17 protein-coding genes and 1 other RNA gene are annotated in these 20,690 nt (G+C 67.0%); 7 read left to right on the top strand and 11 right to left on the bottom strand.

What is annotated here, in order from left to right; translation table 11 throughout:
- Positions 1-32: 32 nt before the first annotated feature.
- A complete protein-coding gene (locus M3C25_RS03975) occupies positions 33-1,544 on the bottom strand; it encodes a fatty acyl-CoA synthetase (protein ID WP_259833289.1) in 1,512 nt (503 codons plus the stop codon).
- 133 nt (positions 1,545-1,677) lie between these two features.
- Here M3C25_RS03975 and M3C25_RS03970 point away from each other — a divergent pair, with 133 nt between their 5' ends.
- Both M3C25_RS03970 and M3C25_RS03965 read left to right on the top strand, forming a co-directional pair.
- Positions 1,678-2,532: a Nif3-like dinuclear metal center hexameric protein gene (locus M3C25_RS03970; RefSeq protein WP_259833288.1), complete on the top strand. Its 855-nt coding sequence runs from the start codon at positions 1,678-1,680 to the stop codon at positions 2,530-2,532.
- Position 2,533: 1 nt separating this feature from the next.
- Positions 2,534-3,274: a zinc ribbon domain-containing protein gene (locus tag M3C25_RS03965; RefSeq protein ID WP_259833286.1), complete on the top strand. Its 741-nt coding sequence runs from the start codon at positions 2,534-2,536 to the stop codon at positions 3,272-3,274.
- Positions 3,275-3,291: 17 nt separating this feature from the next.
- Here M3C25_RS03965 and M3C25_RS03960 read toward each other — a convergent pair whose 3' ends face one another.
- On the bottom strand, positions 3,292-4,053 hold the full coding sequence (locus M3C25_RS03960; RefSeq protein ID WP_259855127.1) for a YaaA family protein: 762 nt from the start codon (positions 4,051-4,053) through the stop codon (positions 3,292-3,294).
- A gap of 109 nt (positions 4,054-4,162) precedes the next feature.
- On the opposite strand from M3C25_RS03960, the gene rnpB reads away from it, so the two are divergent.
- Positions 4,163-4,528, top strand: an RNA gene (rnpB, locus tag M3C25_RS03955) — RNase P RNA component class A.
- Positions 4,529-4,652: 124 nt separating this feature from the next.
- Here rnpB and bioD read toward each other — a convergent pair.
- The 7 genes from bioD to ald form a co-directional block, all read right to left on the bottom strand.
- The gene (gene bioD / locus M3C25_RS03950; RefSeq protein WP_259855126.1) at positions 4,653-5,390 is read right to left on the bottom strand and encodes a dethiobiotin synthase; all 738 of its coding nucleotides are present in this window, start codon (positions 5,388-5,390) and stop codon (positions 4,653-4,655) included.
- Positions 5,387-6,538 (bottom strand): aminotransferase class I/II-fold pyridoxal phosphate-dependent enzyme, encoded by a 1,152-nt coding sequence (locus M3C25_RS03945; protein ID WP_259846302.1) that lies wholly within the window; start codon positions 6,536-6,538, stop codon positions 5,387-5,389. The genes bioD and M3C25_RS03945 overlap by 4 nt, the downstream gene beginning before the upstream one ends.
- The gene (locus tag M3C25_RS03940; protein ID WP_259855125.1) at positions 6,535-7,860 is read right to left on the bottom strand and encodes an adenosylmethionine--8-amino-7-oxononanoate transaminase; all 1,326 of its coding nucleotides are present in this window, start codon (positions 7,858-7,860) and stop codon (positions 6,535-6,537) included. The genes M3C25_RS03945 and M3C25_RS03940 overlap by 4 nt, the downstream gene beginning before the upstream one ends.
- Positions 7,853-9,079, bottom strand: a complete 1,227-nt coding sequence (bioB, locus tag M3C25_RS03935; RefSeq protein ID WP_259855124.1) for a biotin synthase BioB — start codon at positions 9,077-9,079, stop codon at positions 7,853-7,855. Before bioB ends, M3C25_RS03940 begins: the two co-directional genes overlap by 8 nt.
- A 65-nt stretch (positions 9,080-9,144) precedes the next feature.
- Positions 9,145-9,984, bottom strand: a complete 840-nt coding sequence (gene ppgK / locus M3C25_RS03930; RefSeq protein WP_259855123.1) for a polyphosphate--glucose phosphotransferase — start codon at positions 9,982-9,984, stop codon at positions 9,145-9,147.
- Positions 9,981-10,892 (bottom strand): type I methionyl aminopeptidase, encoded by a 912-nt coding sequence (gene map, locus M3C25_RS03925; RefSeq protein ID WP_259855122.1) that lies wholly within the window; start codon positions 10,890-10,892, stop codon positions 9,981-9,983. Before map ends, ppgK begins: the two co-directional genes overlap by 4 nt.
- 72 nt (positions 10,893-10,964) lie before the next feature.
- Entirely contained in the window at positions 10,965-12,083 is a 1,119-nt protein-coding gene (ald, locus tag M3C25_RS03920) for an alanine dehydrogenase (RefSeq protein WP_102159960.1), read from the bottom strand.
- A gap of 179 nt (positions 12,084-12,262) precedes the next feature.
- On the opposite strand from ald, the gene M3C25_RS03915 reads away from it, so the two are divergent.
- From M3C25_RS03915 to M3C25_RS03905, 3 genes are read left to right on the top strand one after another with little or no spacing between them, the layout of a single operon-like run.
- The gene (locus tag M3C25_RS03915) at positions 12,263-12,463 is read left to right on the top strand and encodes a hypothetical protein (RefSeq protein ID WP_102159962.1); all 201 of its coding nucleotides are present in this window, start codon (positions 12,263-12,265) and stop codon (positions 12,461-12,463) included.
- A gap of 5 nt (positions 12,464-12,468) precedes the next feature.
- Positions 12,469-13,806 carry a glutamine synthetase family protein gene (locus M3C25_RS03910; RefSeq protein WP_102160708.1) on the top strand — a complete coding sequence of 446 codons (1,338 nt, stop codon included), beginning with the start codon at positions 12,469-12,471 and terminating at the stop codon, positions 13,804-13,806.
- A complete protein-coding gene (locus M3C25_RS03905) occupies positions 13,803-16,976 on the top strand; it encodes a bifunctional [glutamine synthetase] adenylyltransferase/[glutamine synthetase]-adenylyl-L-tyrosine phosphorylase (protein ID WP_259855121.1) in 3,174 nt (1,057 codons plus the stop codon). The genes M3C25_RS03910 and M3C25_RS03905 overlap by 4 nt, the downstream gene beginning before the upstream one ends.
- Before the next feature lie 19 nt (positions 16,977-16,995).
- Here M3C25_RS03905 and M3C25_RS03900 read toward each other — a convergent pair whose 3' ends face one another.
- Together M3C25_RS03900 and glnA are read right to left on the bottom strand one after the other, a co-directional pair.
- Positions 16,996-18,465, bottom strand: coding sequence for a mycothione reductase (locus tag M3C25_RS03900; protein WP_259855120.1), 1,470 nt, complete (start codon positions 18,463-18,465; stop codon positions 16,996-16,998).
- Between the two features lie 142 nt (positions 18,466-18,607).
- Positions 18,608-20,032 (bottom strand): type I glutamate--ammonia ligase, encoded by a 1,425-nt coding sequence (gene glnA / locus M3C25_RS03895; protein WP_259855119.1) that lies wholly within the window; start codon positions 20,030-20,032, stop codon positions 18,608-18,610.
- Positions 20,033-20,212: 180 nt separating this feature from the next.
- Between glnA and M3C25_RS03890 the strand changes: the two genes are divergently transcribed.
- A complete protein-coding gene (locus M3C25_RS03890; protein ID WP_259800382.1) occupies positions 20,213-20,653 on the top strand; it encodes an RDD family protein in 441 nt (146 codons plus the stop codon).
- Positions 20,654-20,690: the final 37 nt, after the last annotated feature.

The raw sequence follows: 20,690 nt of genomic DNA, 5'->3' as shown, positions 1-20,690 counted from the left end.
GCGCGCTTTCCCACACGCCCCAGCCTCAATGCTCAGCGGTCGCGCAGTTCGCGCTTGAGGATCTTGCCCGAGGTGTTCTTCGGCAGCTCCTCGACGAAGTGAACGGCCTTGGGCACCTTGAACGGAGCCAGGCGCTCCTTGACGTGGTCGATGACCGCGTCCTCGGTGATCTCACCCTTCGGCACAACGAACGCGGTGATCGCCTCGATCCACTTGTCATCGGGCATGCCGACGACTGCCACCTCGCCGACGGCGTCGAGTTCGAAGATCGCGTCCTCCACCTGGCGGGAGGCCACGAGCACACCACCGGTGTTGATGACGTCCTTGACGCGGTCAACGACCTCGATGAAGCCCTGCTCATCTGCGACGACGAGGTCACCGGAGTGGAACCAGCCATCCCGCAGCGCCTCCTCGGTCGCCTCGGGCTTGTTCCAGTACTCGCGCATGAGCTGCGGGGAGCGGTAGACAATCTCGCCCTGCTCACCGGGTCCGACCTCCTGGCCCATCGGGTCGACGACGCGGGCGTCGACGAACAGCACCGGGCGGCCTGCCGATCCGGGATGATCGTCGTGCTCCTCCGGTCGCAGCACCGTGCACAGTGGACCGAGCTCAGACTGGCCGAAGCAGTTGTAGAAGCCGAGCTCCGGGAGGTGATCGCGCAGTTTCTTCAGCACCGGGCCGGGCATGATCGATGCACCGTAGTAGGCGCGCTTGAGGCTGGAGAGATCGCGTTCGAAGAACGCCGGGGTGTTCGCCAGCGCCACCCACACCGTGGGTGCGGCGAAGAATGAGGTGATCCGCTCCGAGGCGAACAGCTCGATGAGCTCAGCCGGGACGGGAGCGGGCACGATGATGTTGTACGAGCCCTTGAGCAGGCTCGGCAGCAGGAACACGTGCATCTGCGCCGAATGGTACATCGGCAGTGCGTGGACCTGCCGGTCCTCAGCAGAGAAGTCGAGGACATCAAGGCAGCTGAGGTACTCGTGCATGAGCGACCGGTGCGTCATCACTGCGCCCTTGGGCGCCGAGGTGGTGCCCGAGGTGTAGAGCAGCTGGACGGCGTCGGTGTCGATGACATCGAACTCGCCCTCGCCGACCGGTGTGACATCTGTGGCAGTGGCGACCGGCACGAGGTCGTCCATCGTCAGGCGCTGGGCGGCTTGGCCTGCCTCGGTGTTCTCGACATGCTCCATAAGGTCGGCATCGGCGATGACGACGCCGGCGCCGGAGTCGGTGAGGATGTACTGGAGCTCTGCCTCCTTGAGCTGGTAGTTCACCGGCACGTGGATGAGGCCGGCGCGCGCGGCGGCGAGGAACACGATGAGGTACAGGTCGGAGTTCTTGCCGTAGGCGGCGACGCGCTCACCCTTGGACAGGCCGAGTGAGACCAGATGCCGGGCCACGGCGGTGACGGCGACATCGAGCTGCGGGTAGGTCCAGGTGCGGTCGGCGAATACGACGCCGACCCGGTCGGTGTTCCGGCGTGCAGACCGGGCCACCGCATCGGAGATAGTGCTGGCATTCAGGGCAGTGATGTGATTCATACCACCGATTATGCGCTAGGGCCTGAAGTGCTCTGCACGGGGGTCTCATCTTGTGCCAGACCGCCTGTGGCTAGCATGGACAGGCTCATCATGGCGAATGTTCTCAGCAGCTGAAGTGTATTACGGTATGCGCATGGGCTCACCTCGCGTTTCGGACATCATCAGCATCTGCGACTCGCTGTGGCCTCCGGCCTACGCAGAGCCCTGGGACAGCGTCGGACTCGCTGTCGGTGACCCGGCCGCTGAGGTCTCCCACATCCACCTCGCACTCGACCCGATGGATGCCGTCATCGCCGAGGCGAAGGACCTGGGCGCCGACTTCCTTTTCACCCACCACCCGCTGCTGCTGCGCGGCATCACCTCGGTGTCAGCCGATACTCTCAAAGGCGGGGCCATCACGGAACTCATCCGCTCCGGCATCGCCCAGTACAACGCCCACACCAACGCCGACTCCGCCATCGGCGGGGTCTCCGACGTTCTGGCTGAGGCGATCGACCTGACCGAGCTCACCCCGCTCGTCCAGCACAGCGACGCCCCTGCCGGAGTGGGACTCGGCAGGGTCGGAACCCTGTCGGCTCGGGTGAGCGTGCGCGAACTCGCCGCCCGCCTGGCCGAAGCCGCACCGGCAACCGCCACCGGCATCCGCATCGCCGGCGACCCCGAAGTTCAGGTCGAGCGGGTGGCCGTGCTCGGGGGAGCAGGGGACTCACTCTTCGACGAGGTCCGCGCCACCGACGCCGAGGTCTACATCACCTCCGATCTGCGCCATCACCCGGCCACCGAAGCCCGGGACACCGCCCACCGGCGCGCCGCAGGCACCCCGCATCTCATCGACATCTCCCATTGGGCAGCCGAATCCATGTGGATGGCCAGAGCCGCCGAACAACTGCGCGAACAGCTGAGCTCAGGCGGCATGGACGTGACGGTCACAGTCTCGGAGATCTCGACCGACCCGTGGACGGAGCGCATCGGACAGGCAGGTGAATGACATGACAGCCAACACCACAACACTGAGCACAGGCGAGCAGCAGGCGCTGAACGACTGGATCGAAACGGCAGCCGCATCACGCAAGACCGAGCATGAGGCCAAGCAGACTGAGCTCATCGCCCGTCTGCGGCAGCTCGCCGGCGAACATCAGGCGACTGCCGCGATGCTCAAAGAGCTCGAAGCCGCCCAGGCCGGATACCGCAAACAGACCGCTGAGATCAATGCCGACGTCGAAGCCCGCAGCACCCGCATCGAGCAGATGCGCGATGCCCTCAACTCCGGTGAAGGCCTGACCAGCCGTGACCTCGTGGCGCTGCAGTCCGATATCGACACCGCGATTGCAGCCAAGGGTGAACGCGAGAACGACCAGCTCGAAGTGATGGGCGAGATCGACGACCTCACCGAGCGCATCAGCACCGTCACCGAGGACCTCAATCAGATCGCCGTCACCGGCAAGCAGCTGCAGGCCGAACGCGCCGAACGCGCCGCCGAACTGCAGTCACGCAGCGAAGAGCTCGCCGCCAAACGCCAGCAGATCGCCTCCCAGCTGCCTGGCCCGATCGGCAGCCGGCTGGTGCAGGCATTCGCCGCCGGTCAGCCGACGGCCGCGCATGTCAGCGCCGGCTCCTGCGGTTCATGCGGCTCGCAGATCAGCGCGATGACCCTCGACCGACTCGGCGCCTCGGGATCCGGAGCAACCGCCGACTGCGATGAGTGCGGCGCTCTGCTGCTGCACGCTTGACCTGCACGTGAGTGTTCTCAGCCGGGCAGAACGATCGTCAGCTCGGCAGGCTTGCGCTTCGTGGCAGGGGTCAGCTCCGCCTCATAGTGCTTGCGCGCAGCCTTGAGCAGCGCCTCAGGAGTCTCCGGCAGGCCCGCCCTGCTGCGCAGCAGATGACCGGCGAGCTCCCCGCGCGTGAGCTTGGCGTTGTGGGAGACGACCGAGCGCTTGCCGTTCTTCTCCGTCACTGCGGAAACGGTCACGACCTGTTCGACCGGCCCCGGCCAGGACTTGCGGTACTCCGTCGAGCGGCAGTCGAGGATGAGCTGACCGGCGAACTCCTCATCGAGGACCGGTGAGAGGCGCTTCTTCCACCATGTGGCGAGCACCCCATGCGCGGCGAGCTTCGTCTTCATCGACAGCCGGTAGGCAGGAATCGGATCACCGGCTGCCAGGAGCCCGAACAGCGCTGAGGATACATAGACCTGCGAGAGACGTTCGCGAGCCTTGCCGCGCATACTCCCCGCATCGAGGGCGGCATACAGGACCCCGGTGTAAGTCTCCAGCGCAGGAGCACAGGGGATCTCCGTCAGGTGCGTATTGCGCTCGACATCGTCCTGGAGGGAGAGCCCCACACCGAGCTGCTCGCAGGCATCGGGCTCAGCTGAGACCTCGGCGAGTGATTCGAGAACCTCGATGCGGGCACCGGTGAGCTCCGGGAAGCTCAGCTCATCGAAATCGAGCACGGGACCCGAGGCGGCAAGCGTCTTGCCCTCAGAGGGCGGCAGCAGAACAATCACGCCAGCCATCGTAGCCATCTCCAGGCCCCAACCTGCGTTCAGGTGCAGGTGAGGATGCGCACATCCGGTGCCTGTCGCCTCGGGCGCGGGCGTACACTGGAGGCCGAGGTCAGGTCGCCGGACGGTCGCGGCAGCAGATGCTGACGAGGAACGTCCGGGCTCCACAGAGCACGGCGGTGGGTAACGCCCACCCGGGGCAACTCGCGGGACAGTGCCACAGAAAGCAGACCGCCGGCCATCGGCCGGTAAGGGTGAAAGGGTGGTGTAAGAGACCACCGGGTGCCAGGTGACTGGGATCGCACGGTAAACCCCGCCGGGAGCAAGATCGCACAGACAGCGCCTGACGGCTGCTCGCTGAAGCTGTCGGGTGGATCGCTTGAGGGCACCGGCAACGGTGCTCCTAGACAGATGACCGTCACGCAGACCGGGGCGACCCGCCTGCGGACAGAACCCGGCGTACAGGCGGCCTGACCTCCCCGTCTTTGCAGTCCTTTATACATTTGATAGTTCGGCCAGGCGGCCAATGAGAAGGCACTCGAGGATGCCAACCAGGATCTCAGCCGGGTGCGGCAGGAGTGGCACGAGCACTCATGAACAGGTCAGTCCGGCAGGCGCAGCCAGGCAGGTGCCTGGGCCTGGAAATCACCGGCACCGAGGCGGTGGCCGGCTCCGGCTGGCAGGGCACCGAGCAGCGGGGCGATGGTCGTGAGCGCCTCACGGTTGTCGATATCGACCGGCAGGGCAGGATCAGGCCACGAGCCGATGACGATGCCAGTGACGTCCACGCCGCGGTGGGCCAGCGCTTCGGCGGTCAGTGCGGTGTGATTCTGTGTGCCCAGCCCTGAGCGGGCGACGATGACGGCACCGACCGGTTCACAGGATTCGACTGCCAGGGTGTGAGCGAGATCGGCTGCCGTGTGCCCGCCGAAGTCGACGAGCACCCCGCCGGCGCCTTCGATGAGGACATGGTCGGCGCTGGTCTGCGCAGCCAGCTCGCGGATGTACTCAGCGTGCTCACCGGCTGTCGGCAGGCTGGCGCCTTCGGCACGGGCGGCCGGGACTGGTGCCATCGGCAGGCGCAGGGTGGTGTGTGTGAACGTCTCGATGCCGGCCAGCCGGGCGATGATCTGCGCATCGGATTCGGTTACGACGTCGGAGTACTGTGCCTCCAATTCGGTGCGCTCGGCATCATCGGGGCTGATGTGCCCGGTCTGCACGGGCTTGACCATGATGACCCGCCGCCCGGCCGCTGAGAGCGCTGCAGCCAGGGCGGCGGTCGCGATCGTCTTGCCGACACCGGTGTCGGTGCCGGTGACAAGCAGATACCGGGGGATCATGACCCGGTCACCTGAGCGCCGGCGACCAGGGATGCGCAGGCATCGGTGATCGCACGGATGCGGGTGCAGGCGCGTTCGAGCTCGGCGCTGCTGAGGCCGGCGCGGGCGGTCGGCCGCACCCGGGTGATGCCATCGGGGACCGACGGCGGGCGGAAGCAGCCGACGAGGATGCCCTCCTCGCGCAGCAGCGCCCGGGCCCGCACTCCGGATTCGGGGCTGGGCATCGGCACCGAGAGCACCGCACCGGCCGGGACCGGCACCTCGAGCGCGGCCGCCAGCTGAGCGCGGGCAGACGCCATGTCAGCGACCCGTTCTGGGGTGATGAGGTCGAGTGCGGCACGGGCGGCAGCGGCATTGGCCGGCGCCAGGCCGGTGTCGAAGATGAACGAGCGGGCGGTGTTGATCGCGGCATCGCGGATGAGCTCGCTGCCCAGCAGCGCACCGCCCTGCGAGCCGAGAGCTTTGGACAAGGTGGCGGTGACGACGAGCCGGTCGCGGTGAGCTGAGAGCTGGGCGGTTGCGCCAAAGCCGGTGTGCTCACCGGTGCCGGCGACCCCGAGGCCGTGAGCCTCGTCGACGAGCAGCATCCCATCGTAGCGAGCACACAGATCGAGCAGCGCGTCCAGATCTGCGGCATCGCCGAGGACGGAGTAGACCGATTCGACGATGACGAGTGCCTCGGGCTGGCGGCGTTCGGCCAGTGCGGCCTCGACGGCTGCCGTGTCGTTGTGGGCGACGATCTGCACCGGTGCCTTCGTCAGCCGGCACGAATCGATGAGCGAGGCGTGGTTGTGGGCGTCGGAGACGATGAGCGTATCCGGCCCAGCCAGTGTGGCCACCGCAGCGAGATTGGCCATATACCCGCTGGAGAAGGTGACGCAGGCCGGGTGGAGCAGACGCTCGGCCAGGGCGGCTTCGAGCGCGTGATGGGCTCGCGTCGTGCCGGTGACGAGCCGGGAGGCACGTGCCGAGGTGCCGAACTGCTCGATCGCCTCGATGGCCGCCGCACGCACCTGCGGGTGCTGGGACAGGCTGAGGTAATCGTTCGAGGCGAGGTCGAGGCCGGTGAGCACCGGATCAGTGCGGTGCATATCAGCAGCCTGCCGTCGCTCACCGGCAGCCGCGAGCCGGGCGGCGATGGCGTTCACGACTCCGTCTCCTCGGTGTGGGCAGCCGCTGCGGCGACCATCGCCAGGGTGATCGTGGCGATCGTCTCCGGTGTGGAAATGTAGGGCGGCATCGTGTAGATGTGCTGGCGGAACGGCCGCAACCACACGCCGTGCCTGGCCGCGATGCGGGTGGTGAGGCCGACGTCGACGGGCCGGTCGAGTTCGATGACGCCGATCCCGCCGGTCACCCTGGCCTCATGGACGCCCGGCAGCTCTCGGGCAGGGGAGAGGCCTGCTTCCAAGGCCGGGGAGATGCGCTCGATCGCCGGCTGCCAGCCGCTCGTCTCATCGCCAAAAAGCAGCCCAAGCGAGGCTGACGCCGCAGCACAGGCCAGCGGATTGGCCATGAAGGTCGGGCCGTGCATGAGCGCTCGGTATGACGACTGCGTGATGACCTCAGCGACCGGGCCGCGGCACAGGAGTGCGGCCATGGTGAGGTATCCGCCGGTCAGCGCCTTGCCCAGGCACATGACATCGGGGACGATCCCGGCGGCTTCGCAGGCGAAGGCGGTGCCGGTGCGCCCGAAACCGGTGGCGATCTCATCAGCGATGAGCACCGCGTCGATCTCATCGGCCAGCCGGCGCAGCGCCTGCAGTGCCGCCGGATGGTACGGCCGCATGCCACCGGCCCCCTGGAACAGGGGTTCGACGATGATGCCGGCCAGATCCTCAGCGTGGGCGTCGACGAGGTTCTCTGCCTGGGTAACCCACGCCTCCACCTCGGCGGCGGGCGCCTCCGGCAGCGGCGGCCGGGGCAGGAAGACGTTCTCAGCCAGAAGCGCCGCGAAATCGGCGTGCACGCCGCCGACCGGGTCGCACACGCTCATCGCCCCGGTCGTATCGCCGTGATAGGCGCCTTCGAGGGCGAGGAACGTGCCGCGCTGCCGCCGGCGCGCCCGTTGGTACTGGATCGCGAGCTTGAGCGCGACCTCGACAGAGACCGAACCGGAATCGGCGAGGAACACGTGATCGAGCCCGGCAGGAGTGACGTCGACGAGCCGTTCGGCAAGCTCGACGGCAGGATCGTGGGTCAGCCCACCGAACATGACGTGGGAGAACGACCCGATCTGCTCGGTGAGCGCGGCGTCCATGACCGGGTGGCGGTAGCCGTGAACGACCGACCACCACGAGCTCATGCCGTCGAGCAGCCGGTGGCTGGTGCCTGCGGCGTCGATCAGGTCGACGTACGGGCCCGAGGCACCGGTGACCGAGAAGTGCGCACCGGCATCGAGTGGCCCATACGGGTGCCACAGCAGGCCGGTGTCGCGCTTCAGAGTCGAGGCTTGGTGCTGGTCAGGCATTGGGGGCGAGCTCCGTGCCGGCACCGCGGCGGCGGATCGTCGGGATCTGCACACCGGTCGAACCCGCCTCGTGGCCGGCAGGCGGCAGCGGCTTGCCGCACGGCAGGGTGCTCGCGGTAGCCGCCGGGCTTGCCGCCGAGGCGGTGTCCTCGGAGGCGCCGGTGCCGTTGGCACTGGTGTCGAAGGCGGCCTGGTGGGCGGCGCGGTGGGCCTTGAGCTCATCGCGCAGCTGGGCGGTGTTCTTCGCACCGACGATCTCGAAGCCGCCGTCGACGATCATGTCGAGATCGTCTTCTGCGGCCTGGCCCTCGGAGGTGAGGTAATCACCGAGGAAGAGCGAGTTGGCCACATGCAGCGACAGCGGCTGCAGCGAGCGCAGGTGCATCTCTCGGCCACCGGCGATGCGCAGCTCGCGGTCCGGGCACATGAACCGCACCGCGCACAGGATGCGCATGCAGTGCTGCGGGGTCAGCGTGTTCGTGCCCTCCAGCGGAGTGCCGTCGAAGGGGATGAGGAAGTTGACCGGAATCGAATCAGAGTCGACGGCCTTGAGCGATTCGATCGTCTCGATAATCTGGGCGTTCGTCTCGCCCATGCCGACGATGAGGCCCGAGCACGGCGACATACCGGCTTCGCGGGCCTTGTCGACGGTGTCGACGCGGTCGGCGAAGGTGTGCGTCGAGCAGATGTCGGCGTAGTGGGACTCGGCGGTGTTGAGGTTGTGGTTGTAGGCGTCGACTCCGGCGTCCTTGAGGCGCTTGGCCTGGCCGTCCTTGAGGAAGCCGAGGCAGGCGCACACCTCGACGCCGGGATTGGCGGCCTTCATGTCCTCGACCATGCCGGAGACGCGCTCGACATCGCGGTTCGACGGGCCGCGGCCGGAGGCCACCAGGCACACGCGCGAGGCGCCGCCGGCCAGGCCGAACTCCGCCTGCCGGCGGGCTTCGTCACCGGGCAGCCACGAGTACTTGAGGATTTCGGCCTCGGAGCCAAGGCGCTGCGAGCAGTAGCCGCAGTCCTCCGGGCACAGGCCGGACTTGAGGTTGACGAGGTAGTTGACCTTCACCCGGCTGCCGAAGTGCTCCCGGCGCAGGCGGGAGGCGGCGGCGACGAGGTCGAGGAGCTCCTCATCGGAGCTGGAGAGGATGGCGTGGGCGTCGTCAGCGGTGGCCGGGGTGCCAGCGAGGACGCGATCGGCGAGGGAAGAGTAGATGAACATCGTTCAATTATTGAACAGTGTTCAGCTGGGTGCAAAACCGGCACGCCGCCGGGCGGCTCACCTCGCTATTTGGCGGTGTTCTTCTTCACCTTCGTCCGGCCGGCGCGAGCGGCCGAGTAGCCGGCTCCGACGATGCCGGCGGCATTGCGCAGCTCAGCCGGCCGGATCGGGGCTTCGAGCTTGAGCAGCGGCAGGAAGCTCTCGTGCTCCTTCGACACTCCGCCGCCGACGATGATGAGGTCGGGGTGGAGGAGCAGCTCGATCTGCTCGTAGTACTGCTGGAGCCGCTCAGCCCACTGTGCGAAGGTCAGCCCTTCGCGGGTGCGCACCGATTCGGCTGCCTGCGTCTCGGCATCAGCGCCGTTCATCTCGATGTGGCCGAGCTCTGTGAAGGGCACGAGCTGGCCGTTGGCGAACAGCGCGGTGCCAATGCCGGTGCCCAGGGTGGTGAGGATGACGGTCTGCTTGCGGTAGTCGCGGCCGGCGCCGAAGGTCATCTCGGCAAGGCCTGCGGCATCGGCGTCGTTGAGGACGTAGCAGCTACGGCCGGTTGCCTTCTCCAGATGCTCAGGCAGGTGCTCGCCGATCCAGGACTGGTCGAGGTTCGGGGCGAAGCGCACGACGCCGTCCTTGAGGACGCCGGGGAAGGCCACGCCGATGGGGGCGTGGTCGAGTTCGGCGGCATCGGCGATGATGTCCTTCTGCAGGGCCTTGTCGATGACCTGCTGGACGACCTCGCTGACCGTGGCGACCACCGCCTCGGGGGTGGCCGGCTGCGGGGTGAGGATGCGGCGGCGCTTGAACGCCAGCTCACCGGCGACCGGGTCGATGAGGCTGGCCTTGATGCCGGTGCCGCCGATGTCGACGCCGATCGCCCAGTCGGCGCGCTGCGCTGCCGGGCTCATGCCGGGTCTCCTGGTCCGCCGTAGATGGCTGCGGTCTCATCGGGCAGGGTGAGGATGTCGGCGCCGGTCTCGGTGATCGCGATGGTGTGCTCGAACTGGGCTGAGCGCTTCTTATCGGCGGTGACGATCGTCCAATCGTCATCCCATGCCTCCCATCCCTCGGTGCCGAGGTTGAGCATCGGCTCGACGGTGAAGACCATGCCCGGGACGATGAGCTCGTCGTGGTTCGGGGCGGCGTCGTAGTGGGGGACGATGAGCCCGGAGTGGAACTCCGCGCCGACGCCGTGGCCGGTGTAGTCGCGGACGACGCCGTAGCTGAAGCGCTGGGCGTACTTCTCGATGACCCGGCCGATGATGTTGATCTGGCGGCCGGGTTTGGCGGCCTTGATGCCGCGCATCATCGCCTCGTGGGTGCGCAGCACGAGGTTGCGGGACTCGTCATCGACATCGCCGACAAAGAATGTGAAGTTCGTATCCCCGTGCATGCCCTCGATGTAGGCGGTGATGTCGACGTTGAGGATGTCCCCGTCGTTGAGCACCGTGTCATCGGGGATGCCGTGGCAGATGACCTCGTTGACCGAGGTGCAGCAGGCCTTGGGGAACCCGCGGTAGCCCAGGCATGACGGGTAGGCGCCGTGGTCGCAGAGGAACTCGTGGGCGATGCGGTCGAGTTCATCGGTCGTGATGCCGGGAGCCACCGCTTGGCCGACGGCTTCGAGCGCGTTGGCGGCGATGCGGCCGGCGGCGCGGATCTTCTCGATGTCCTCGGCGGAGTAGACATCGCCGGCGTTGCCCTCGTTCGGGACGGCCTTGCCGACGTATTCCGGACGCGGGATGTCCTTGGGAACGGGCAGGATCGGAGAGACGGTTCCTTTGCGCAGGGTGCCAAGCGGTGCGTGTGAAGTCATGATGATCCCCAGTCTAACGCGGAAGGCGGCCGCCTCCAGGTGTGGAGACGGCCGCCTGCGGTGAGACGTGCCTCAGTCTGCGAGGACCTTCTCAGGTGCGGTGAAGTCGAGGTTGAATGCCTCGGCGACATTGGCGTTGGTGACGTGGCCGTCGAAGGTGTTGAGGCCGCGTGCCAGGCCGGTGTCCTTCTTCATCGCCTCGCGCCATCCCTGGTCGGCGACCTTGAGCACGTAGCTCATGGTGGCGTTCGTCAGGGCGCGGGTCGAGGTGGTCGGCACAGCACCGGGCATGTTCGCCACGCAGTAGTACACCGAGTTGTGAACCTCGAAGGTCGGGTCGTCGTGGGTGGTCGGCTTCGAGTTCTCGAAGCAGCCGCCCTGGTCGATGGCGATGTCGACGAGCACCGAGCCGGGCTTCATGTTCTGGACCATCTCGTCGGTCACGAGCTTCGGGGCGCGCTTGCCGGGGATGAGGACCGAGCCGATGACGAGGTCTGCGGTGCGCAGCGAATCGGCGATGTCGTACTCGTTGGACATGCGGGCCTGCAGGCCGGTGCCGTACTGCTCTTCGAGCTGGCGCAGACGCGGCAGCGAGATGTCGAAGATGTCGACCTGCGCACCGAGACCCAGGGCGATGCGGGCGGCAGCGGTGCCGGCGACACCGGCGCCGACGACGGTGACCTTGCCGCGTTCGACACCCGGGACGGCCGAGAGCAGGATGCCGCGGCCGCCGTTCTTCTTCAGCAGGCTGTTGGCGCCGACCTGGGTCGACAGGCGGCCTGCGACCTCGGACATGGGTGCCAGCAGCGGCAGACCCTGACCATCGGGTTGGACAGTCTCGTAGGCGATCGCTGTCGTGCCGGCCTCGACGAGGCGGTTGGTCAGCGGCTCATCGGCGGCCAGGTGCAGGTACGTGAAGAGGGTGAGATCCTTCCGCAGGAAGTCGTATTCCTCAGCGACGGGCTCCTTGACCTTGAGCACCATCTCGCCGGCCTCCCACGTCGAGGCGGCATCAGGGGTGATGGTGGCACCGGCGGCGGCGTACTCCTCGTCGGTGATGCTCGAGCCGAGACCGGCGCCAGCCTGGACGCTGACCTCGTGACCGCGCTTGGTCAGCTCATTGACACCGGCTGGGGTGATGGCCACGCGGAATTCGCTGTTCTTGACTTCAGTGGGAACGGCAATCTTCATTGACAGACCTTTCATTTCAACGCTCTGGGGCGCAATTCACAACTCCCTGACGCACACCTTACGGCGCGCGGACGATAGCGGCCAATTGCCGCCAGTCAGCGCGCTAGACTGGGACGACAGGGTGCCTGGGGCACACGCGTCCCCGGCGCTGCCTAACCTTCCGACGAGGGAGCTCAGCGATGACTGATCAGGAAGAGACCTACGGCGCCGAGAAGTACTGGTTCAACACCAAGACCGGCAAGGTCGAGCACGGCCCGCAGAGCAACTGGGAGAACCGCATGGGCCCCTACGACACCGCCAAAGAAGCCGAACAGGCCCTGGCCAAGGCAGCCGAGAACACGAAGCAGTGGGACGCTGAGGACAAGGAGTGGAACGGCTGATGTCGATGAACCGCCAGCAGGAGTACGTGCTGTCCACGGTCGAAGACCGTGACGTCAAGTTCATCCGCCTGTGGTTCACCGATGTGCTCGGCCAGCTCAAGTCGGTGGCCATCGTGCCCGCCGAACTCGAAGGCGCCTTCCGGGAGGGCATCGGCTTCGACGGCTCCTCCGTTGAGGGCTTCTCCCGGATCTTCGAAGCCGATATGGTGCTGCGGCCCGATCCGGCGACCTTCGCGCTGCTGCCGTGGCGCGGAGACACCGAGCCGACCGCCCGGATGTTCTGCGACATCTACGATCCCGACGGCACCCCGTCGGCCTCGGACCCGCGCAATGTGCTCAAGCGCCAGATGAAGATCGCCAGCGACCGCGGCTTCACCTTCTACGTCCACCCCGAGATCGAGTTCTACCTCTTCAAGTCCGGCCACCTCGGCGGCCAGCCGCCGGTGCCCGTCGACACCGCAGGCTACTTCGACCATGTCGATGGCGGCACGGCGAACAACTTCCGCCGCAGTGCTGTGCAGATGCTCGAATCGATGGGCATCTCCGTGGAGTTCTCGCACCACGAGGCCGGCCCTGGCCAGAACGAGATCGACCTGCGCTACGCCGACGGGCTGACGATGGCCGACAACGTCATGACGTTCCGCACCGTCATCCGCGAAGTCGCCCTCGAACAGGGCGTGTTCGCCTCGTTCATGCCCAAGCCGCTCATCGACGAGCCCGGCAACGGCATGCACACCCACGTCTCGCTGTTCGAAGGCGATGAGAACGCCTTCTACGAACCCGGTGCTGAGTATCAACTCTCCCAGACCGGCCGGCAGTTCGTCGCCGGTCTGCTGGAGCACACCCCGGAGATCTCAGCGGTGACGAACCAGTACGTCAACTCCTACAAGCGGCTGTGGACCGGGCACGAAGCGCCCAGCTACATCTGCTGGGGCCACCGCAACCGCTCCGCACTCGTGCGGATCCCGCAGTACAAGTCGGGCAAGGCCTCCTCGGCGCGGGTCGAATACCGCGGCATCGACTCCTCAGCCAACCCGTACCTGACGTACTCGCTCATGCTGGCCGCTGGCCTCAAGGGCATCGAAGAGGGCTACGAGCTGCCCGACGAAGCCGAGGACAATGTGTGGCTGCTGTCCGATCATGAGCGCCGCGCACTCGGCATCTCGGCGATGCCGGTGAGCCTCAACGACGCGGTCGCGAAGATGGAGAACAGCGAACTCGTCGCCGACACCCTCGGCGAAGCGGTGTTCGAGTTCGTGCTGCGCAACAAGATGCAGGAGTGGGTCGACTACCGCGACCAGGTCACCCCGCACGAGTACCGACGCCATTTCAACACCATATGAGCCGTCAGGTCGACCCCGCACGCAGCCGCTCAGGCTTCGGGGACTCCCGTCGTGCCAGGGGGTTCCTGGCTGAGGCCGACGAGCTGCTCGGCAGGGAGGTGCTGAGCTCACCGGTCAGCGTCGAGCTCATCACCCAGGCACCTGACCCGGATGCCGCGGCGCTTGGGATCCTGCGCACCATCGAGGCACTCGATGAGAAGGGTCAGCGCCGCTTCGCCAGCGCCGTCGATGAGTATTCGAACTTCCTCCCACGACTGTCGCATCTGGCAGGGACTTCGGATGTCTCAGTCGATCACTTCGTGCGCCGGCCCGAGGCGGTGTTCCTGCTCGCCGCAGAGAACCAGACCCTGCTCCTGGGCACCGAGGCGGCCGAACCGGCGCGTCTGCGGTCCCACCTGTTCGAGGCCATCGGTGCCGATCCCGCCGCCGAGGCCCCGGTCGCCTCGGTCACGGGGGAGGACGCTGTCGTCGCGCTGCGGCAGGCCTACCGGGATCTGCTCGTCCAGCTCACCTGCGACGATCTCGGCAGCCTGTTCGCCAATGAGATCGTCTGCGATGTGTCCGCGCTGCTCGCCGACATGGCAGCCGCGGCGATCGACGCCGCTCTCGCCGTCGCGCGGGCCGAAACCGATGATGCCGAGACGGTGCGGCTCGCTGTCATTGCGATGGGGAAGTGCGGAGCCCGGGAACTCAACTACGTCAGCGACGTCGACGTAGTCTACTGCTGGGCACCTGCTGACACCGGTGAGCCCGACAGCGGCGGCCAGGACACCGACCACGGTGCGCAGGCCCGCAGACTCGCCGAACTCGACGAATCCGGTGCGCGAACAGCGACGAAGCTCGCCCACCGGCTGGCCGAGGTCATCGCCGGCTACGCGCCCGAACCTCCCCTGTGGGAGGTCGATGCCGCACTGCGTCCGGAGGGCAAGAACGGCCCGCTGGTGCGCAAACTGGAGGAGTTCGAGCACTACTACGAGAACATCGCCCACAACTGGGAGTTCCAGGCGCTGCTCAAGGCCCGCCCGATCGCCGGTGACCGCGACCTGGGCACAGCTTGGTTCGAGACCCTCAACCCGCATGTGTGGACCGCCTCGGCCAGACCCGGGTTCATCGACGAGGTGCGGCGGATGCGCGTCCGCGTCGTCGACCTCATCCCGGCCAAGGAAGCCAAACGCCAGATCAAGCTCGGGGCCGGGGGACTGCGGGATGTTGAGTTCTCCGCCCAGCTGCTGCAGCTCGTCCACGGCCGCGACGACGAAGCCATCCGGGTGACGAACACCCTCGAGTTGCTCGACCGGCTCGGTGCACGCGGGTACATCTCCTCCGATGATGCCGCCGACCTCAGCGAGTCCTACCGGTTTCTGCGCACCGTCGAGCACCGGCTGCAGATCCCGCGGATGCGCCGGACTGCGCTGCTGCCGACACAGGAGAAGAAGATGCGCGCACTCTCGCGCAGCGTCTACGCCCTCGGCGACCGCTCTCCGCAGCGGCTGCAGGAGGAGCGCGAGTCCCGGTCCCGGCGGATCCGGGCGCTTCATGAGCAGATCTTCTACCGCCCGATCCTCGAAGCCGCTGCCGGCCACGGGGCGATCTCCCGGCTCTCAGCCGAATCGGCTCGCGAACGTCTGTCGGCGTTCGGCTACCGCGATCCGAAGTCGGCGATGAAGCACATTCAGGCGCTGACCACTGGTGTGTCGCGCGCAGCGATGGTGCAGAAGCAGGTGCTCCCGGCGCTGCTCGACTGGTTCTCCCGCGGTGTCGACCCTGATGCCGGACTGCTGGCGTTCCGTCGGCTTTCCGAATCGCTGTCGACTTCGACGTGGTACGTCAAGATGCTGCGCGATTCCGGCGTCGCAGCCAAGTCGATGGCCCACGTGCTGTCGCTGTCCTCGTTCGCCACCGAGCTGCTGCTGCGCAACCCCAGCGCCGTGTCCTGGTTGGACGATCAGAGTCGGCTGCAGCTGCGGGAGCCAGAGGACATCGAAGCCCAGCTGCGCGGCATCGTCGACCGGCACGGCCACGAGGCGGTCCCGGCGGTGCGCGCCCGCTACAGCCGGGAGGTGCTGCGCATCGCGCTGTCCGACATCCTCGGCATCGCCGACCGCAGGGACATCCCCAAGCAGCTGGCCACCCTCATGGACACGGCGATCGATGCGACCGTGCGCGCGGTACGCGCTGGACTCGACGCCGATGCCGAGGTGGGCAAGTACGAGTTCGCGATCATCGCGATGGGCCGCCTCGGGGGAGCTGAGATCGGGTATTTCTCCGACGCAGATGTGATGTTCGCCTTCCGCTCTCTGGAGAAGAACCTCGACGCCGACGCCCGCTCCACGCTCAGTTCGCACGTGCGCCGGGTCGCGCTCGAGGTGACCAATCAGCTCGGCAGCGCCGGGCCCTCCCGACCGATTGAGATCGATGCGGACCTTCGTCCGGAGGGCAAGAAGGGGCCGCTCGTGCGCTCTCTGGACTCCTACGCCGGCTACTACGACAACTGGTCCGAGCCGTGGGAGGCGCAAGCGCTGCTGCGCGCCCGGCCGATCGCCGGTGAGCAGACTCTGCGCGATGCCTTCACCGAGCTCATCGACCCGCTGCGCTACCCCGACGAGGTGCCTGAATCCTCGCTGCGGCAGATGCGCCGGCTCAAAGCGCGCATGGAGAGTGAACGCCTGCCCCGCGGCGCTGACCCGAATCGGCACCTCAAACTCGGCCGCGGCAGCCTGTCCGACGTCGAATGGACGGTTCAGCTGCTGCAGATGCAGCACGCCGCTGACAATCCACATCTGCGCACCACCGAGACCCTGGCAGCCCTCGACGCGCTCCTCGCCGCCGGGGAGGTCGGTGCCGAGGACGCCGAGATCCTCAGCGAGGCCTGGCTGCTGGCCACCGGCGTGCGCTCAGCTGTGACCCTGTTCCGCGGCCGCACGGCAGCCGCCCTGCCCTCGGACTCAGCCGAACTGGAGGCTACTGCCCGGCTGCTCGACTACGAACCCGGGTGCGGCCAGGACCTCTTCGACGACTACCTCGGCGCCACCCGCCGGGCACGCAAGGTCATGGAGCGGCTGTTCTACGACTTCGACGAAGAGCAGGCAGGCAGCCACGCCCACGCCGCCAACCGCGGCCATGTCGTCGACCCCGACGAATTCGCCCGCGGCTACTCTCGCCGGTTCTGAACCACCGGTTCGCACCTGCTCAACCGAGTTCGAGACCGAGGAGGGCGTTCTCGACGACCTCGGAAAGAGCCGGATGGATCCAGTACTGGTGCTTGGCCATCTGATCCGCCGGCAGCCCGAAGGACATCGCCTGGATGAGCGGCTGGATGATCATCGAGGCCTCCGCACCGAAGATGTGGGCGCCGAGGATCTGCCCGCTGGCGCGATCGGCGATGACCTTGCAGAATCCGGTCCGGTCCTCCAGAGCCCAGCCGTAGGCGACGTCGCTGTACTCCTGGACCTTGACGGTATAGTCGCAGCCAGCCTCCCGGGCCTCAGCCTCGGTCAGGCCGACGCCGGCCGACTGCGGGTACGAGAACACCGCTGCCGGGACCGCGTGATGGTTGGCCTCGGTGAGATCGGCCTCCTGCGCGCCGCCGAGCGAACCGGAGGCGATGTCGGCGAGCAGATTGGCCTTGACAATGCGTGCCTCGTGGTTGGCGACGTGCTTGAGCTGGTAGTCCGAGCACACGTCGCCGAGGGCGAAGACACCGGGCAGCGGCTTCCCGCTGGAGAGCACCCGCTGGTACTCATCGACGCTGACCGAGCCGCCTTCGACGTCGATGTCGGTGTGCTCCAGACCCAGCCGCCCGGTCGAGGGCGTGCGGCCGGTGGCCACGAGCACGAGGTCGGTGTCGATGACATCGCCGGCATCGGTCGTCAGGCGCACCGCTCGGGCGCCGGGCTGGCCTTGCGCGGCATCGGCGTCCTCGCGGATCTCGTAGCGGGTCGCCACGGTGTCAGTGCGCAGGTCGATGCGCGGGGCGGCGCCGAACGCATGGGTGAAGCGCTCGGAGACGAGCTCATCGGAGTGCTTCAGCAGCCGCTTCCCGCGCACGAGCACCGTGACTTCCACACCTAAGGAGGAGAAGACATGGGCGAACTCGGCGGCGATGACGCCGCCGCCGATGACGACCATCGACTCAGGCAGCGCGTCGATGCGCATGACGGTATCCGACGTGCGCACCGGGTAGCCGGGGGTGTCGACGCGCTGGGGATCGAGGCCCTCGGCCGTCGGAACGACCGGGTGGGAGCCGGTGGCGATGACGATGCGGTCGGCGGTGAACTCCCTGCCTGAGGCGGTGCGGAAGGAGCGGGCACCGGCGAACTCGACGTGCTCAGGGTAGACGGTGACATTGTCGAGCTCATGGGTTCGGTAGGCGCGGCCGCTGGACTCGATCTGGTCGATGCGCGAGAAGATCCGGTCGCGGATCGACTGCCAGTCCGCGCCGTTGAAGGAGGTGTCGATGCCGAAGCGCTCACCATCAGCGGCGTCACGAGCGAGATCGGCGGTGTGCACGAACATCTTCGTCGGGATGCAGCCGACGTTGAGGCAGGTGCCGCCGAAGCGGTTGGACTCAGCAATGGCGACCGAGAGGTCGTCGAAGCGGTGATCGATGATCGAGTTGCCTGATCCGGTGCCGATGACGAGTACGTCGTAATGAGTCATGACCCATATCCTACGAGATCAGCCAGGTCGCAGATGTGCAGCCGCCGCGCAGAGGCACCGCAGGCGGCATCCCGGTGGGGGAGACCGCCTGCGGCGCTGTTCCTGTCAGCCGGGCCCGGCTGCTCAGGTTACGGGGTGCTCATCAGATTGAGTAGTACAGCTCGAACTCGGTCGGTGTCGGGCGCAGACGAGCGACGTCGAGCTCGTTCTCGCGCTTGTACTGGATCCAGGTCTCGATGAGGTCCTCGGTGAAGACATCGCCTTCGGTGAGGAAGTCGTGGTCCTCCTCGAGTGCGGCCAGGGACTCTTCGAGCGTGCCGGGCACGAGCTTGATGTCTTCGAGCTCCTCCGGCGGCAGTTCGTAGAGGTCCTTGTCGATCGGCTCCGGCGGCTCGATGCGGTTGCGGATGCCGTCGAGGCCTGCCATGAGCTGGGCCGAGAACGCCAGGTACGGGTTGGCCGACGGGTCCGGTGCGCGGAACTCCAGGCGCTTGGCCTTCGGCGAGGTGCCGGTGACCGGGATGCGGATGGCCGCCGAGCGGTTGCCGGAGGAATACACAAGGTTGACCGGTGCCTCGTAGCCCTTGACGAGACGGCGGTAGGAGTTGATCGTCGGGTTCGTGAACGCCAGTACCGCACCGGCATGCTCGATGAGGCCGCCGATGTACCAGCGCGCGACGTCCGACAGGCCGGCATAGCCGTTCTCGTCGTAGAACAGCGGCTCGCCGTCCTTCCACAGCGACTGGTGGCAGTGCATGCCCGATCCGTTGTCATCGAACAGCGGCTTCGGCATGAAGGTCACCGACTTGTCGAAGTCCCAGGCGACGTTCTTGACGACGTACTTGAAGTCCAGCAGCTGGTCGCCGGCCTTCTTCAGCGAGTCGAACTTGTAGTTGATCTCCTGCTGGCCGGCGGTGCCGACCTCGTGGTGGGCGCGCTCGACCTCGAAGCCGATCTCGGCCAGCGTCAGCGAGATCGCATCGCGCACATCGGCGAAGTGATCCTGCGGGGAGACCGGGAAGTACCCGCCCTTGAACGGGGTCTTGTAGCCGAGGTTGCTGCCGCCCTCCTCGGCACCGGAGCGCCAGGCGGCCTCGACCGAGTCGATCTTGAAGAAGCTGTTGCCCGGGTGGTTCTGGTACTGGATCGAGTCGAAGAGGTAGAACTCAGCCTCGGCGCCGAAGAACACGGTGTCGGCGATGCCGGTCGACTTGAGGTACGCCTCGGCCTTCGCTGCGACCTGGCGGGGGTCGCGGGAGAACGGCTCATCGGTGAACGGGTCGACGGTCGAATGCGTGATGACCATCGTCTTGGCCATGCGGAACGGGTCGATGTAGGCGCTGGTGACATCGGCGATGAGCTTCATGTCCGACTCGTGGATCGAGGTGAACCCGCGGATCGACGAACCGTCGAACAGCAGACCCTCTTCCAGCTGCTCCTCGCCGTAGGCCGAGGCCGGGAGGTTGAAGTGCTGCACCACACCGGGAAGGTCACAGAACCGGATGTCGACGAAGTCGACGTCGTTTTCCTTCATGTAGGCGACGAGCTCTGCCGGGGTATTGAACAAGATCACTCCTGGAAGTCGCGGGCCACGACTCGGGCGTGGCCCTGTGGTGTGTTCTCCATCCTAATTCACCCCACGCCCTTGCCAGAACAGGTGCCACGCCGTTTTCGGCGACGTCGGCGAGTGCTGCATCACCCTCTGCCGGTGCAAAGCCACCGGCTGCCGGCGGCTACACTTGAGGGCGTGATTCAGCGAGATGACTTCGGCTCATGGCTCAACGGACCCACCGCCGCGAGCACCGGCAGCAGCTGGCCAGGCAGCCGGCTCGGCCTGCCTGAGGACGGGCCGGGCTCGATCGCCCCGATCTGGCGGCGCCTGCTGGCCCTGTGGCTTGACTACCTCATGTGCCTGGGGATCGCGTTCTGGCTCTTCGAAGGGAGCAATCTGGCCATCCTCGCGATCTTCTTCGTCGAATACCTCGTGCTCGTCTCGCTGCTGGGCACAACAGTCGGGCAGAAGATCTTCGGCATCCGCGTCATCCGTCTCGACGGCGCAACCCCGGGCATCGCCTCCGGCTTCATCCGCACCCTGCTGCTCATGCTCGTCATCCCAGCCGTCATCTTCGATGCCGACCGGCGCGGCTTCCACGACATCGCCGCCCGCACCGCCGTTGTGCGCAGCTGATCTTCCGTTCCCGAGGCGGTTCTCGCCTGGGCATGCG

The organism is Brevibacterium luteolum, assembly GCF_025147615.1.
Taxonomy (GTDB): domain Bacteria; phylum Actinomycetota; class Actinomycetes; order Actinomycetales; family Brevibacteriaceae; genus Brevibacterium; species Brevibacterium luteolum.
Note: the sequence above shows the minus strand (reverse complement) of the source record. Positions and strands in the feature narration are given on the sequence as shown.

Coding starts and splice junctions, on each gene's coding strand:
- M3C25_RS03975 (WP_259833289.1), bottom strand. CDS start 1,544: ATGAATCACATCACTGCCCTGAATGCCAGCACTATCTCCGATGCGGTG.
- M3C25_RS03970 (WP_259833288.1), top strand. CDS start 1,678: ATGGGCTCACCTCGCGTTTCGGACATCATCAGCATCTGCGACTCGCTG.
- M3C25_RS03965 (WP_259833286.1), top strand. CDS start 2,534: ATGACAGCCAACACCACAACACTGAGCACAGGCGAGCAGCAGGCGCTG.
- bioD (WP_259855126.1), bottom strand. CDS start 5,390: ATGATCCCCCGGTATCTGCTTGTCACCGGCACCGACACCGGTGTCGGC.
- M3C25_RS03940 (WP_259855125.1), bottom strand. CDS start 7,860: ATGCCTGACCAGCACCAAGCCTCGACTCTGAAGCGCGACACCGGCCTG.
- bioB (WP_259855124.1), bottom strand. CDS start 9,079: ATGTTCATCTACTCTTCCCTCGCCGATCGCGTCCTCGCTGGCACCCCG.
- ppgK (WP_259855123.1), bottom strand. CDS start 9,984: ATGAGCCCGGCAGCGCAGCGCGCCGACTGGGCGATCGGCGTCGACATC.
- map (WP_259855122.1), bottom strand. CDS start 10,892: ATGACTTCACACGCACCGCTTGGCACCCTGCGCAAAGGAACCGTCTCT.
- ald (WP_102159960.1), bottom strand. CDS start 12,083: ATGAAGATTGCCGTTCCCACTGAAGTCAAGAACAGCGAATTCCGCGTG.
- M3C25_RS03915 (WP_102159962.1), top strand. CDS start 12,263: ATGACTGATCAGGAAGAGACCTACGGCGCCGAGAAGTACTGGTTCAAC.
- M3C25_RS03910 (WP_102160708.1), top strand. CDS start 12,469: ATGAACCGCCAGCAGGAGTACGTGCTGTCCACGGTCGAAGACCGTGAC.
- M3C25_RS03905 (WP_259855121.1), top strand. CDS start 13,803: ATGAGCCGTCAGGTCGACCCCGCACGCAGCCGCTCAGGCTTCGGGGAC.
- M3C25_RS03900 (WP_259855120.1), bottom strand. CDS start 18,465: ATGACTCATTACGACGTACTCGTCATCGGCACCGGATCAGGCAACTCG.